This window comes from Acidisphaera rubrifaciens HS-AP3, from assembly GCF_000964365.1.
In the GTDB taxonomy this organism is placed as follows: Bacteria; Pseudomonadota; Alphaproteobacteria; order Acetobacterales; family Acetobacteraceae; genus Acidisphaera; species Acidisphaera rubrifaciens.
Genome location: NZ_BANB01000478.1, coordinates 1 through 13637, shown reverse-complemented (window position 1 = coordinate 13637; position 13637 = coordinate 1). Strand labels below are relative to the sequence as shown.

Sequence of the window (13637 nt, the reverse complement as noted above, 5' to 3'; positions counted from 1 at the left end):
GCACGCCATCCGGCACCTCGCCCTCGGCCGGCATGGCGGGCTCGCCGCCGATGTCGAGCGACAGCAAATCGAAGCCGATCGCCGGCTGGCCGCGCGCGGCGACCCGCTTGGCGGCGAGGTCGATCGACCGCGCCTCGGCGATGACCAGCCGGGCGCCGGCGCGGGCCGTCAACTCGGCCAGATCGATATGGGCGTCGCGCCATGCGACCTCGCCGCGCAGCAGTGCCGGCAGCATCCCCGTGTAGGGGGTCATCCGTTCGCGGGCGATCACCGTCACCCGCAGGCCGGCTGCGGGATGGCGCGCCAGGCGGCGGAGCACCTCCACATGCGCGTGGCCGCCGCCGAGCAGCACGAGGTCGCGGCCTGTCTCCGACTCGCGTTCCATGCGCGGCAGCATGCGCCCCCGGCGGCTTGACCGCCACCGGTGCTGCGTGTCCCATCGGGCCCGCAATCGTATTTTCGGAACAAGCAGGGGAGGGGACGGTCATGCGCGCCTGGGCCGTGGTCGAGAACGGAGCACCGCTGAAGGAGCTCGAACTGCCGACGCCGGAGCCGAAGGGCACGGAGGTCCTGCTGGAGACGACGCATTGCGGCGTCTGTCATTCCGACCTGCATATCTGGGAAGGCTATTACGACCTCGGCGGCGGCAAGAAGATGTCGCTGAAGGATCGCGGCGTGACCCTGCCGCTGGCCATGGGCCACGAGATCGTCGGCCGCGTGGTCAAGCTCGGGCCGGATGCCAAGGGGGTGAAGGTCGGCGACCTGCGGGTCGTCTATCCGTGGCTCGGCTGCGGCGAATGCCCGGCCTGCCTAGCCGACGAGGACAACATGTGCACCCGCGCGGCGCGCAGCCTCGGCGTCTATCAGAACGGCGGCTATGCCACGCATGTCGTCGCGCCGCACCCGCGGCATCTGGTCGATCCGGGCACCGTCGATCCGTCGCTGGCCGCGACCTATGCGTGCTCCGGCATCACCGTCTTCTCGGCGATCAAGAAGTGCATGCCGATGGCGCCGGACGATCCGATCGTGCTGGTCGGCGCCGGCGGCCTCGGGCTGAACGCCATCGCGATCCTGCGCGCGCTCGGCCACAAGGCGATCATCTCCGTCGACGTCAGCGCCGAGAAGCGCGAGGGCGCGCTGGCCGCCGGCGCCTCGGCCGCCGTGGACGGGGCGGGCGAGGGAGTGGCGAAGCGGATCATCGACGCGGCCGGCGGCCCGGTGGGCGCGGTCATCGACCTCGTGAACGGCACCGCGACCGCCCGCTTCTCCTTCGATGCGCTGCGCAAGGGCGGCCGGCTGGTGCAGGTCGGGCTGTTCGGCGGCGAGCTGTATCTGCCGCTGCCGATCATGGCGATCCGGGCGCTGACGGTGCAGGGCAGCTATGTCGGCACGGTGAAGGATCTGCGGGAGCTGATGGCCCTGGCGCAGGGCGGCAACCTGAAGGCCCTGCCGGTCGAGGTGGTGCCGCAGAACCAGGCCAACGACGCGCTGATGCGCCTGCGCGACGGGCGGGTCGCGGGCCGCGTGGTGCTGCGCGCGGAGGCCGCGTGATGGCCATGCGCCGCTCCGTCGTCCTGCGCCGCCGCCCGCAGGGCATGCCGGCCGCCGATGACTTCGAGATCATCGAGGACGCGATCCCGACCCCGGCGGAGGGCGAGATCGTCACCCGCACGATCTACCTGTCGCTCGACCCCTATATGCGCGGGCGGCTGTCGGAGGCGAAGTCGTACGCCAAGCCCGTTGCCATCGGCGAGGTGATGACCGGCGAGACGGTGGGCGAGGTCGTGGCCTCCGCCCATCCCGACTACGCGCCCGGCGACATTGTCGTGGGTCCGCGCGGCTGGAGCACGCATTGCGTCAGCGCCGGCACCTCGGCCTGGGGCTCGCTCAGCAAGCTGCGCAAGGGCGAGGCGAAGCTGTCCTATTACCTCGGCATCCTCGGCATGCCAGGGGTGACCGCCTATTCGGGCATGAAGGACATCGGCCAGCCCAAGGCCGGTGAGACGGTGGTGGTCTCCGCCGCCTCCGGTGCCGTCGGCTCGGTGGTCGGGCAGCTGGCGAAGCGGGCCGGGGCGCGGGCGGTCGGTATCGCGGGGGGGGCGGACAAGTGCCGCTTCGTGCGCGAGGAGCTGGGTTTCGACGACTGCGTCGACCACCGGGCGCCGGAGCTGCGAAAGGCAATAGCGGCCGCCTGTCCCAAGGGCGCGGACGTCTATTTCGAGAATGTCGGCGGGGCGGTGCAGGCGGCGGTCTTCCCCCTGCTGAACGATTTCGGCCGAATGGTGATGTGCGGCATGGTCGCCGAGTACAACAACACCGAGCTGGCGCCCGGCCCGAACCTGATGGCCGCGGTGCGTAAGCGGCTGCGTATCGAGGGTCTGATCGTCTCCGACAAGCCGGAGCGGTTCGACGAATGGCGCCGTTTGGCCGCACCTTGGGTGATGGACGGCAGCCTGCGCTATCGCGAGGACGTCGTGGACGGGCTCGATCACGCCGCCGAGGCGTTCATCGGGCTGCTCGGGGGAAAGAACTTCGGCAAGCTCGTGGTGCGGGTCGGCGCCGAGCCGTAAGGCCCGGCGCCTGTCGCATCGCCGCAGGGCTCAGGCGAGGCTGCCGCCGGACAGGTCGGAGACCTTCCGCTGCAGGCTCGCCATGAGCGCCTGGCTGCCGCCGCTGTTGATCACGCTGCGGAAATCGGACCGCTGCACGGCGACGCGGCTGATCGAGCCGTCCGCCAGCACGTCCACCGCCTTCCACTGGCCGCCGACCTGACGCATCACGTAGCTGAGCTTCGCGTCGCCGATCGTGGTGTCCACCACCTGCTCGCCGCCCGGCAGCGCACGGCTGGACGGGGTGACGTCCAGCGTCTGGCCGCTGTAGCTGTCGAAATTGGCGACATAGCTCGCGACCGTGTAGCGCCGGAACACGTCGAGCAGCTTCGCCTGCTCGTCCGGCGTCATGGACGCCCAGCGCGGGCCGACGGACACGCGCAGGATGGTCTGCAGGTCGAACGCCCGATCGATCGCGGGGGCGATCATCGCGTAGCGCTGCGCGAACGGGGTGCCGGCGCCGGCCCGCATCGCCTGGATCAGCGCGTCGCCGAGCGCCTTGACCGGCGCTGCCGCGCCGTCGCCTTCGGCATACGACGCGGCGTGGGCGAGGCCCGGGCGGGCGAGAAGTGCCGCCGCCACGCCCGCGGCGGCAAAGCCCAACAGGCGTCGCCGCGCGAATCCGCCGGTTTCGGTGCCGAGTGCGATGGTGTGTGCGGCCATGATCCTATCCTCCGCTGAAGCTCTGTCGTCGGACTGTGTGCCGTCGGTCCGGACATGGTCCGCGCGGGGCGGGCCGATAGCGACCGGACGGCTTTGAATTACGCCGCCTTGATATGACCGGCAGTGAAGGCTTTCACACGCCGGTCGGCGGCAGAACACTTATGTCCGCGGCAGGTGGGCCGTCGGGCGCGCCCTGACAACCCGTCGATTTGTCAGATGCCCGGCATTGTCATAGCTGACTGACGGCTCGGTCCTGGGCGGCCGCGGCCATGCCGGGGGCGCGCGCGGGACATCCCCCGACGCGCCGGCCGGGTGACGGAAGGGGACCGCAGCCATGCGCATGGACCAGATCAGCCCTGATCAGCGTGTCGCGCCGCCGCCGGCGGAGACGCTGCCCGACATGCTCGCGCAGTCGGGGGCGCGTTTCGGCGACCGGCCCGCGGTGGAGTTTCTCGGCCGGCGCTGGACATATTCCGCGCTCGGCGCGCTGGTGGCGCGGGCCGCGCGCGGGTTGCAGGCGGCCGGCGTGACGCCCGGCATGCGCGTCGCGCTCTGCCTGCCGAACACGCCCTATTACGTCATCTACTATTTCGCGGCGTTGCAGGCAGGGGCGATCGTCGTCGGTTGCAATCCGCTCTATGTCGAGCGCGAACTGGTGCACCAGCTCAACGATGCCGGGGCCGAGGTGCTCGTCACCGTCGACCTGGAGATGATCGCCGCCAAGCTGCGCGCGGCGGTGCCGCAGACACAGGTGCGCCTCGTCGTCGTCTGCCCGATGGCCGCCGTGCTGCCGGCGCACAAGGGATTGCTTTATCGCGCGTTCCGCCGGCGGGAGACCGCGCGCATGCCGCGCGACCCAGCCTGGGTCCGTCATGCCGACATCATCGCCGATGCGACGCCGCCCGCGCCGGTTCCGGTCGCGCCGGGCGACATCGCGGCGTTGCAGTACACCGGCGGCACCACCGGCGTGCCGAAGGGAGCGATGCTGACGCATGGCGGCCTGCTGGCGAACGCGCGGCAGGTGCATGCGCATTTCCCCTCGTTCGAGGAAGGGCGGGAGCGGATGCTGGCGGTGCTGCCGCTGTTCCATGTCTTCGCCCTGACCGCGCTGCTGAACGCGGCGGTGCTGACCGGCGCGGAGCTGATCCTGCAGCCGCGTTTCGTGCTCGACGATCTGATGCGCGCGATGGAGCGGCAGCGCCCGACGATCTTTGCCGGGGTGCCGACGCTGTACGCGGCGATCAACGATGCCTGCGCGCGGCAACCGCGTGACCTGTCGTCGCTCAAGGTCTGCGTCTCCGGCGGCGCACCGCTGCCGGCGGAGGTGCGGGACCGGTTCAAGACGCTGACCGGCTGCCGGCTGGTGGAGGGCTATGGCCTGACGGAATGCTCGGGCGTCGCGACCTGTAACCCGCCCGACGGGGTGATCAAGAACGGCTCCATCGGCGTGCCGATGCAGGGCACCGTCATCGAGCTGCGCGACATCGCGCCGCCGCATGCGATCGTGCCGCAGGGGGAACGGGGCGAAATCTGCATACGCGGGCCGCAGGTGATGGCCGGCTACTGGCACAACCCGGCGGCGACGGAAGCGGTGATGATCGACGGCGCGCTGCGTACCGGCGACATCGGCCGGGTGGACGAGGACGGATATGTCTACGTCCTCGACCGGCTGAAGGAGCTGATCCTGTGTTCCGGCTACAACGTCTATCCGAGCGTGATCGAGGCGGCGTTGTACAGCCATCCGGCGGTGGCGGAGGCTTTGGTGATCGGCGTTCCGGACCCCTATCGCGGACAGGCTCCGGTCGCCTTCGTGGCGCTGCATCCCGGTCAGGAGGTGACGCCCGCGGCGCTGCGCGCGCATCTCGAGACGCAGATCAGCAAGATCGAAATGCCGAAGGCGATCGAGATACGCGCGAGCCTGCCGCGCACGATGGTGGGCAAGCTGTCGAAGAAGGAGCTGGCGGCCGACTACGCCGCCCGCCCCGCCTGACGCAGGGCCGCCTTACTCCGGACCGGCTCAGGCGCGGGCGGAGGGACGCGCGTCGACGGCCTTGTACCAGCGTTGCAGGTTGCGGCAGTCCTCGGGGATCCTGACGTCCGTCCAGCCGGCGAAGTCGATGGCGCACAGGGTCGTTGCATCGGCAATCGACCATTTGGACCCGGCGACGAACTCCTGCCGCCCGAGCTGCTCATCGAACTTGCGGAAGAAGCGCGCAAGCCGCGCGCGTCCGCGGTCGCGCAGCGCCTCGATCGCCGGCACCGGCTCGTGCGCGCCCGGCAGGCCGCGTGCCGCGAAGGCGGGATGGGTGTTGCGGAACAGCTCCGAGGCGGGCAGCATGCCTTCCTCGTTGGCACGCTTTTCCCACATGTCGATGACGGCCTTTTCCTTCGCCGTCGTGCCCATCAGCGGCGGGTCTGGCTGCGTTTCCTCGAAATAGCGCGCGATCGCCATCGCCTCGCCGATATGCGTGACGTCGTCCAGCTCCAGCATCGGCACCATGGCGTGCGGATATTTCTCCTTGAACCACGGGGCGAGGGTGAAGTCCGGCTGTCCTACTTCGACCAGTTCGACCTTAAGGCCCTTCTCGGCGAGATAGATGTGCAGACGGCGCGGATTGGGCGCGATGTGCCAATCGTAGATTTTCATGTCGTCCTCCCGGTATTGACCGCGGCCGTTCCGGCCGTTCGGCACACGATGCTAGCCGCCGCCGGAGGCGGCCCGCAACGCGCCCGTTCACTGGGCGCTGCATAGTCCGGTTGAAATCATGTCGAGCGGTATCCGGCTATAGGACGGCAGGTTCAGCGCGTCGCCCCCGGTCGCCGCCTGCCATGACGCGGGGGAGGCATAGGTGCAGTAACCATTTCCCGTCGAATGAAAGATCTGTGCAGCGCCGGTATCGTTTAGCACGAAATCGCCGGCGGCGATGTCCTCGCACGGCTGCGGCAGCGTCTGCGGCCCGATCGCGGTACCGAGCAGGCCGTCGGCGGTGTAGAAGGCGGGATTGGTCTGCTCCGTCGTGTCCCAGGTCCAGATCGCCCAGCCGGAGACGCCGGCCGCACAGGTCGCGGCCATCTCCGCCTGCATGTCGGCTCCGGCGGCGCCCTCGTCGGCATAAAAGGGGACTGCGGCGCCGTACTCGCTCAACAGCAGCGGCTTCGGCCAGGGCGTTGCCGCCGTGATCTCCGCGCTCGCGAGCGAGGCGGCATAGTTCCATCCGACCCCGGCCGAGTATTCGTGGATATCGACATAATCCGCCGCGCTCAGCGCCATCAGCATCATCGGGCGCAACGGGTAACGCGTCGCGCCGGGACGGGCGGCGACCGGCTGCACGCCATTGAAGCCCGGAAACCCCGCCTGCACCGGGCTGAATACGCTGGTCGAGACCAGCAGCGACGGATCGACCGCGTGGATCGCCGCGGCTTGCGTGTCCATCCACACGATGGCGGCGAGATCGAGCAGCCATTGCCGGCTGGCCGGATCGGAGAGATCGAAATCAATGCCGTACAGCGTGAACGTGCCGGCGGTTGCGGACCACGGCTGATCGGCGATGCCGACCTCCGCCTCGTTTTCCGCGTCGATGCCGAAGACGGGTGCGAGGATCGCGCGGCCGGCGGTGCGCACGAGGGCGGTCAGCAGATCGCTCCATACCTGCGCGCGGGCGGTGACATAGGCGGGATCGAGGTAATTGAGCGTCGCGCCGCTGACCTGTGCCGGCGGGGTGAGGCCGATCAGGTAGTTGGGCGGGATCGAGGAGAAGGTCAGCAGGACGCGCAGCCCGTGCGCGGCGGCGCGGGTAATGACGTCGGCGACCGTCGCGACATACGTGTCGGGCAGACCCGGCGCCCACAGGCCGAACCCGCCCTGGAATGACGGGCAGTCGAGGGTGATGCGCACGAGATTGTAGCCCTGCGCCGCCATCGCGGCGAAGGCGGCGTCGGCGCGCGGCCCGTCATAGGTCGCGGGCTCCAGCGTGTCGTGCCATCCCCCGGCCCCGAGACGCACGTAGTTGGCCCCGCGCGCGATGAAGCGGGCGCCGTCGGTCGTCTGGAATACCCCCTGTCCGAGGACGGTCGCCGTGACGATGCCGTCAGCGTGGGCGTCGGGGATCGCCGTGCCAAGTGTGACCGTAAGAAAAAATCCGATTATACTGCGATAGATCACCGTAAATATCGTCATTACGTGGGACCGTGAGATGTTTACTGTCAATATACATAAACTGCTTTGGTTCCCGCTGCCAGTCGCCTCCGCACGCCGGGGCGACTTGCGCGGCGGCGCTATGACGTATACGTTAGGCATCGCACGCATACGGATAGGACGGGGAAGTGGCGGACGAGCGGCTCTACACGGTCTCTGAACTCGGCCGGGATCTCGGCGTATCGGCGCGCACGCTTCGGTTCTACGAGGATCGCGGCCTGCTGCTGCCGCGCCGGGCGGGGACCAACCGCGTCTATACCCATCGCGACCGTGCGCGGATGATCCTTATCCTGCGCGGCAAGCGGCTCGGCTTCTCGCTGCGCGAGATCGCCGAATATCTCGATCTCTATGACGCCGACACGAGCCAGCACGAGCAGGTGCGCGCCCTGCTGCGTGCCGTCGATGCGCGCATCGCGACGCTGGAACAGCAGCGCGTCGCGCTCGATGAAACGCTCGCCGAGCTTGCCGACATACGCAACCAGGCGCAGGCGGCGCTGACGGCGGCGAAGCCGTCGCGCCGCGCCGTCGCCTGACCAAACGGAGGAAGATCTGTGACACACGCCGTCATCGCCGGCTATGCCCGCTCGCCCTTCACCCTCGCGACCAAGGGTGCGCTCGCGCGCACCCGGCCGGACGATCTCGCGGCACAGGTCGTGCGCGGGCTGATCGCGCAGACGGGGGTCAAGCCCGAGGACATCGAGGACATCATCATGGGCTGCGCCTTTCCGGAGGCGGAGCAGGGCTTCAACATCGGCCGCCTTGTCGCGCTGCTCGCCGACCTGCCGATCTCCGTCGCGGGCATGACCGTCAACCGCTTCTGCGGCAGCTCGATGCAGTCGATCCACATCGCCGCCGGACAGATCGCGCTCGGCGCGGGCGATGCGTTCATCTGCGCCGGCATCGAGAGCATGAGCCGCGTGCCGATGATGGGCTTCAACCCGCTGCCCAACCCCGAACTCGGTAAGAAGAGCGCCGGCGCCTATATGGGCATGGGCGAGACGGCGGAGAACGTCGCGCGCAAATGGCAGATCCCCCGCGCCGAACAGGAAGCCTTTGCCGTGCGCAGTCAGCAGAAGGCGGCGGCGGCGCAGAAGGACGGTCGCCTTGCCGCGGAGATCGTGGCGATCACCGGCCGCGGCGGCACCGTCGATCAGGACGGCTGCATCCGTCCGGAGACGACGGCCGAGGCGCTGGCCGGGCTGAAGCCCGCGTTCGCCCAGGACGGCACCGTCACCGCCGGCACATCCTCGCCGCTGACCGACGGCGCCGCGGCGGTGCTGGTGACCAGCGAGGCCTATGCCGAAAAGCACGGTCTGACGCCGATCGCGCGGATCAAGGCCGTCAGCGTCGCCGGCTGCGCGCCGGAGATCATGGGCATCGGCCCGGTCGCCGCGACGCGCCGCGCGCTCGCCCGCGCGGGGCTGGAGGCGAAGGACATCGACGTGGTCGAAATCAACGAGGCCTTCGCCAGCCAGGCGATCGCCTGCCTGCGCGAACTCGGCCTGCCGGAGGAGCGCGTCAATCTCGACGGCGGCGCGATCGCGCTGGGTCATCCGCTGGGTGCCACCGGCGCGCGCATCACCGGCAAGGCGGCATCGGTGCTGAAGCGCGAGGGCGGGCGCTATGCGCTGTCGACGCAGTGCATCGGCGGCGGCCAGGGCATCGCGACCATTCTGGAGCGCGTGTGACCATGGGCATGCAGATACGCAAGGTCGGCGTCATCGGCGCCGGCACGATGGGGGCGGGTATCGCGGCGCAGGTCGCCAATGCCGGGCTGCCGGTGGTGCTGCTCGACATCGTCCCGCCCGGCGCGAACAACCGCAGCGTCATCGCCGAGGGCGCGGTCGCCAAGCTGCTCAAGACCGAACCCGCCGCCTTCATGACCCGCGCGGCGGCGAAGCTGGTGGAGACGGGCAACATCGAGGACGATCTCGCCCGCCTGTCCGATTGCGACTGGATCATCGAGGCGGTGATCGAGAAGACGGAGGTGAAGCATCAGCTCTACCGCCGTCTGGAAGCAATCCGCCGGCCGGGCAGCGCCATCAGCTCCAACACGTCCACGATTCCGCTGGCGGTACTCACTGATGGCATGCCGGAGGCGTTCCGCCGCGACTTCCTGATCACGCATTTCTTCAATCCGCCGCGCTACATGCGGCTGCTGGAAATCGTCGCGGGTCCGGACAGCGATCCGGCGACGGTCGATGCCGTCGCGCATTTCGCCGACGTGACGCTCGGCAAGAGCATCGTGCGCTGCGAGGACAGTCCGGGCTTCATCGCCAACCGCCTCGGCATCTACTGGATGCAGCTCGCGGTGTGCGAGACGCTCGACGCCGGGCTGACGGTCGAGGAGGCCGATGCCGTGCTCGGCCGCCCGATGGGCGTGCCGAAGACGGGCGTGTTCGGCCTGATGGACCTCGTGGGCATCGACCTCGGCCCGCACATCAACGCCTCGATGGCGCGCGCGCTGCCGCCCTCCGACGCGTTCCACCGCGTCAACCGCGACATCCCGCTGATCGGCCGCATGATCGCCGAGGGCTATACGGGGCGGAAGGGCAAGGGCGGTTTCTATCGCCTCAACCGCGACGGCGGACGCAAGACCAAGGAAGCGCTCGACCTCAAGACCGGCGAGTACCGGCCCGAGCATTCGCCGCGCATCGCCGAGGCAAAGGACCTCAAGTCCCTCGTCACCGCGCCGACGCCGCACGGCGCCTTCGCCTTCCGCGTGCTGGCGCAGACGATCGCCTATGCGGCGACCCTGGTGCCGTCGGCCGCATCCGATATCGCGGCGGTCGATGACACCATGCGCCTCGGCTACAACTGGCGCTGGGGTCCGTTCGAGCTGGCGGACAAGCTCGGCACCGACTGGCTGGTGCGCCGCCTGGACGAGGAAGGCATGGCGGTCCCCGCGCTGCTGCGCGACGCGGCCGGACGCAGCTTCTATCGCGTCGAGAAGGGCCGCCGGCAGTTCCTCGGCCTCGACGGCGCCTATCACGACATCGTCCGCCCCGAGGGCGTGCTGCTGCTCGAGGACATCAAGCTGACGGCTCGCCCTGTGCTGAAGAACGCATCGGCCTCGGTCTGGGATATCGGCGACGGCGTGCTGTGCCTGGAATTCACGTCGAAGTCGAACGCGCTCGACGACAAGATCGTGGAGATGATCGGCAAGACCGTCGATCTGGTGCGCGACAAGTACAAGGCGCTGGTGATCTACAACGAGGGGCAGAACTTCTCGCTGGGCGCCAATCTCGGCCTTGCGCTGTTCGCGGCCAACATCGCCGCCTGGGGCGAGATCGACAAGAGCATCGCGGCCGGACAGCAGGCGTACAAGGCGCTGAAATACGCGCCGTTCCCGGTCGTCGCCGCACCCTCCGGCATGGCGCTCGGCGGCGGCTGCGAGATCGTGCTGCATGCCGATGCCGTCGTCGCGCATGCCGAGACGTATATCGGCCTTGTCGAGGCCGGCGTCGGCGTGATTCCGGGATGGGGCGGCTGCGGCGAGATGATCAGCCGCTGGCGTGCCGATCCGAAGCTGCCGCGCGGTCCGATGCCCGCCGTCGCCAAGGTGTTCGAGACGATCAGCACGGCTACGGTCGCCAAGTCGGCGGCCGATGCGCGCGACCTGAAGTTCCTGCGCCCCGGCGACGGGATCACGATGAACCGCAATCGTCTGCTGGCGGACGCCAAGGCGCGGGCGCTGTCGATGGTGGACGGCTACGCCCCGCCCGCGCCCCCGGAGTTCAAGCAGATGCCGGGCCCGTCCGGCGCCTATGCCCTGCGCATGGCCGCCGAGGGGTTCCGCGCGCGCGGCATCGCGACGCCGCATGACGTGACCGTGGCGGAGGCGCTGGCGAGCGCCTTGACGGGTGGCGAGGCGGACTATCTCGACGTGATCAGCGAACAGCAGATGCTCGATCTCGAACGCGCGGCGTTTCTGCGTCTGATACGGACGGGGCCCACGCTCGCGCGGATCGAACACACGCTTGAGACCGGCAAGCCGCTGCGCAATTAGGGAGCGACGAACATGCAAGTCTACAAGGCGCCGCTGCGCGACATGCGCTTCGTGCTGCACGAGCTCAACGACAGCGCCGGCCTCGCCGCCCTCGACGGCATGCAGGACGTGACGCCGGAGCTGATCGACAGCGTGCTGGAGGAAGCCGCCAAGATCGCCGAGGAAGTCCTGCTGCCGCTGAATGCCAGCGGCGACGAGGAAGGCTGCCATCTCGACAACGGCGTGGTCCGCACGCCGAAGGGCTTCCGCGAGGCCTATCGCACCTTCCGCGAGGGTGGCTGGACCGGCATCGGCTGCGCGCCCGAATACGGCGGCCAGGGCTTGCCGCACAGCGTGTCGATGATGGTCAGCGAGATGCTGTGCGCGACCAACATGGCGTTCTCGATGTATCCGGGCCTGTCGCATGGCGCCTACGAGGCCCTGTCCCAGCACGGATCGGACGCGCAGAAGGCGCTGTACCTGCCGAAGCTCACGGACGGGACATGGACCGGCACCATGTGCCTGACGGAGCCGCATTGCGGCACCGATCTCGGCCTGCTGCGCACGCGCGCCGTGCCCGCCGATGACGGCAGCTATCGCATCAGCGGCACGAAGATCTTCATCAGCGCCGGCGAGCACGACCTGTCGGAAAACATCGTGCATCTGGTACTGGCCCGCATCGCCGGCGCGCCGGCGGGCGTGCGCGGCATCAGCCTGTTCGTGGTGCCGAAGTTCATCCCGACCGAGGACGGGCGTCCCGGCCCGCGCAACGGCGTCGTGTGCGCGTCCCTCGAACACAAGATGGGCATCAAGGCGAACGCGACGGCGCAGCTGGTGTTCGAGGATGCGCAGGGCTGGATCGTGGGCGAGCCCGGGCGCGGCCTCAACGCCATGTTCACGATGATGAACGCCGCCCGCCTGGGCGTCGGCATCCAGGGCCTCGGCATGGGCGAGATCGCCTATCAGAGCGCCGTCGCCTATGCCCGCGACCGTATCCAGGGCCGCAGCCTCGCCGGTGCGAAAGCCGCCGACCGCGCCGCCGATCCGATCATCGTGCATCCCGACGTGCGGCGCATGCTGCTGACCATCCGCGCCTACAACGAGGGCTGCCGCGCGCTCGGCGGCTGGGTGTCGCGGCGGCTGGACGAGGCGCATCACGCGAACGACCCCGCGGAACGCGAGGCGGCGGAGGGGTTCGCGGCCCTGATGACGCCGATCGTCAAGGCGCTGTTCACCGATCTCGGCCTGGAGAGCGCCAACACCGCGATGCAGGTCTATGGCGGCCACGGCTACATACGCGATCACGGCATGGAACAGCTTGTCCGCGACGCGCGCATCGCGTTGATCTACGAGGGCACGAACGGCATCCAGGCGCTCGACCTCGTCGGCCGCAAGCTGCCGGCGCATATGGGACGGAACCTGCGCACGTTCTTCCATCCCGTCGCCGCCTTCATCGAGGCGAACGAGAAGCATCCGATGCTGAGCAAGATGGTCACCGGCCTCGGCCGCGCGTTCGGCGCCCTGCAACTCGCGACCGCGCACATCGCCAGCAAGGGCATGGGCGACCCGGAGGAGGCGGGGGCGGCGGCGACCGAGTACCTGCGCCTCTTCGGGCTCGTCGCGCTCGGCTACATGTGGGCGCGCACGGCGAAGCTGTCGCTGGAGAAGATGATGAGCGCGGGCGCCGACGCGGCCTTCTACCAGACGAAGCTGCAGACCGCCCGCTTCTACTTCGAACGCATCCTGCCGCAGGCGGGCGGGCTGCTGTTCCAGATCAAGGCCGGGAAGGAGGCGATGATGAGCTTCCCGGAAGCGGCGTTCTGATCCGCCGCGTCATGCCGCGTCGCGCAGCAGGGCGTCGATCGCAGCCTCGTCCTCCCAGACGAGGCTGACGCCCGCCGCGCGTATCGGCAGATCCGGCGGCAGCCGCACCCGATCCTTCGGCGTCGTCACCGCGACGGCGCCGAGGGCGTCGGCCCGCGCCAGCACGCGGTCGATCTCCGCGGCCGTATAGGGGTGGTGATCCGCGTAGTCCTCGGTCCCGACCAGCTCGGCACCGGCTTCGCGCAACGTCGCGTGGAACTTCGAAGGGCGGCCGATGCCGGCAAAGGCGAAGACCCGCATCCCCGCCAGCGCCCGCGCCCGCGCATCGGGCGCCAGCCGCGCGCGCAGCACCGGCAGC

Annotated in this window: 11 protein-coding genes and 1 pseudogene; 7 read left to right on the top strand and 5 right to left on the bottom strand. The window is 69.4% G+C overall.

What is annotated here, in order from left to right; all coding sequences use genetic code 11:
• Positions 1 to 385: pseudogene (locus B8460_RS13335) on the bottom strand (hypothetical protein); the annotation flags it as partial.
• 101 nt (positions 386 to 486) lie between these two features.
• On the opposite strand from B8460_RS13335, the gene B8460_RS13330 reads away from it, so the two are divergent.
• Both B8460_RS13330 and B8460_RS13325 read left to right on the top strand, forming a co-directional pair.
• Positions 487 to 1551, top strand: coding sequence for an alcohol dehydrogenase (locus tag B8460_RS13330; RefSeq protein ID WP_048862095.1), 1065 nt, complete (start codon positions 487 to 489; stop codon positions 1549 to 1551).
• Positions 1551 to 2570, top strand: a complete 1020-nt coding sequence (locus B8460_RS13325; RefSeq protein WP_048862094.1) for an NADP-dependent oxidoreductase — start codon at positions 1551 to 1553, stop codon at positions 2568 to 2570. Before B8460_RS13330 ends, B8460_RS13325 begins: the two co-directional genes overlap by 1 nt.
• Positions 2571 to 2600: 30 nt before the next feature.
• Here the strand turns inward: B8460_RS13325 and B8460_RS13320 are convergent, their stop codons facing one another.
• Complete coding sequence (locus tag B8460_RS13320; protein ID WP_048862093.1) at positions 2601 to 3272, bottom strand: ABC transporter substrate-binding protein; 672 nt, start codon at positions 3270 to 3272, stop codon at positions 2601 to 2603.
• A gap of 340 nt (positions 3273 to 3612) precedes the next feature.
• Here B8460_RS13320 and B8460_RS13315 point away from each other — a divergent pair, with 340 nt between their 5' ends.
• On the top strand, positions 3613 to 5262 hold the full coding sequence (locus B8460_RS13315; RefSeq protein WP_052945242.1) for a long-chain-fatty-acid--CoA ligase: 1650 nt from the start codon (positions 3613 to 3615) through the stop codon (positions 5260 to 5262).
• 27 nt (positions 5263 to 5289) lie between these two features.
• On the opposite strand, the gene B8460_RS13310 is transcribed toward B8460_RS13315, so the two are convergent.
• Positions 5290 to 5919 (bottom strand): glutathione S-transferase family protein, encoded by a 630-nt coding sequence (locus B8460_RS13310; RefSeq protein WP_048862097.1) that lies wholly within the window; start codon positions 5917 to 5919, stop codon positions 5290 to 5292.
• Positions 5920 to 6006: 87 nt separating this feature from the next.
• Positions 6007 to 7449 (bottom strand): hypothetical protein, encoded by a 1443-nt coding sequence (locus B8460_RS13305; protein WP_048862091.1) that lies wholly within the window; start codon positions 7447 to 7449, stop codon positions 6007 to 6009.
• 146 nt (positions 7450 to 7595) lie between these two features.
• On the opposite strand from B8460_RS13305, the gene B8460_RS13300 reads away from it, so the two are divergent.
• From B8460_RS13300 to B8460_RS13285, 4 genes are read left to right on the top strand one after another with little or no spacing between them, the layout of a single operon-like run.
• Positions 7596 to 8000, top strand: coding sequence for a MerR family transcriptional regulator (locus tag B8460_RS13300; RefSeq protein ID WP_048862090.1), 405 nt, complete (start codon positions 7596 to 7598; stop codon positions 7998 to 8000).
• Between the two features lie 18 nt (positions 8001 to 8018).
• Positions 8019 to 9155, top strand: a complete 1137-nt coding sequence (locus B8460_RS13295; protein ID WP_048862089.1) for a thiolase family protein — start codon at positions 8019 to 8021, stop codon at positions 9153 to 9155.
• Positions 9156 to 9163: 8 nt separating this feature from the next.
• A complete protein-coding gene (locus B8460_RS13290) occupies positions 9164 to 11476 on the top strand; it encodes a 3-hydroxyacyl-CoA dehydrogenase NAD-binding domain-containing protein (RefSeq protein ID WP_199445646.1) in 2313 nt (770 codons plus the stop codon).
• A 12-nt stretch (positions 11477 to 11488) separates the two neighbouring features.
• Complete coding sequence (locus tag B8460_RS13285; protein WP_048862087.1) at positions 11489 to 13279, top strand: acyl-CoA dehydrogenase C-terminal domain-containing protein; 1791 nt, start codon at positions 11489 to 11491, stop codon at positions 13277 to 13279.
• A gap of 9 nt (positions 13280 to 13288) precedes the next feature.
• Here B8460_RS13285 and B8460_RS13280 read toward each other — a convergent pair.
• Positions 13289 to 13637: tetraacyldisaccharide 4'-kinase (locus B8460_RS13280; RefSeq protein WP_048862086.1), on the bottom strand; the 349-nt coding region annotated here is incomplete at its 5' end.

Bases quoted from the DNA above. Each gene is read 5' to 3' on its own strand.
- B8460_RS13305 (WP_048862091.1), bottom strand. From the start codon at position 7,449: ATGACGATATTTACGGTGATCTATCGCAGTATAATCGGATTTTTTCTT.
- B8460_RS13330 (WP_048862095.1), top strand. From the start codon at position 487: ATGCGCGCCTGGGCCGTGGTCGAGAACGGAGCACCGCTGAAGGAGCTC.
- B8460_RS13325 (WP_048862094.1), top strand. From the start codon at position 1,551: ATGGCCATGCGCCGCTCCGTCGTCCTGCGCCGCCGCCCGCAGGGCATG.
- B8460_RS13320 (WP_048862093.1), bottom strand. From the start codon at position 3,272: ATGGCCGCACACACCATCGCACTCGGCACCGAAACCGGCGGATTCGCG.
- B8460_RS13285 (WP_048862087.1), top strand. From the start codon at position 11,489: ATGCAAGTCTACAAGGCGCCGCTGCGCGACATGCGCTTCGTGCTGCAC.
- B8460_RS13290 (WP_199445646.1), top strand. From the start codon at position 9,164: ATGCAGATACGCAAGGTCGGCGTCATCGGCGCCGGCACGATGGGGGCG.
- B8460_RS13315 (WP_052945242.1), top strand. From the start codon at position 3,613: ATGGACCAGATCAGCCCTGATCAGCGTGTCGCGCCGCCGCCGGCGGAG.
- B8460_RS13310 (WP_048862097.1), bottom strand. From the start codon at position 5,919: ATGAAAATCTACGATTGGCACATCGCGCCCAATCCGCGCCGTCTGCAC.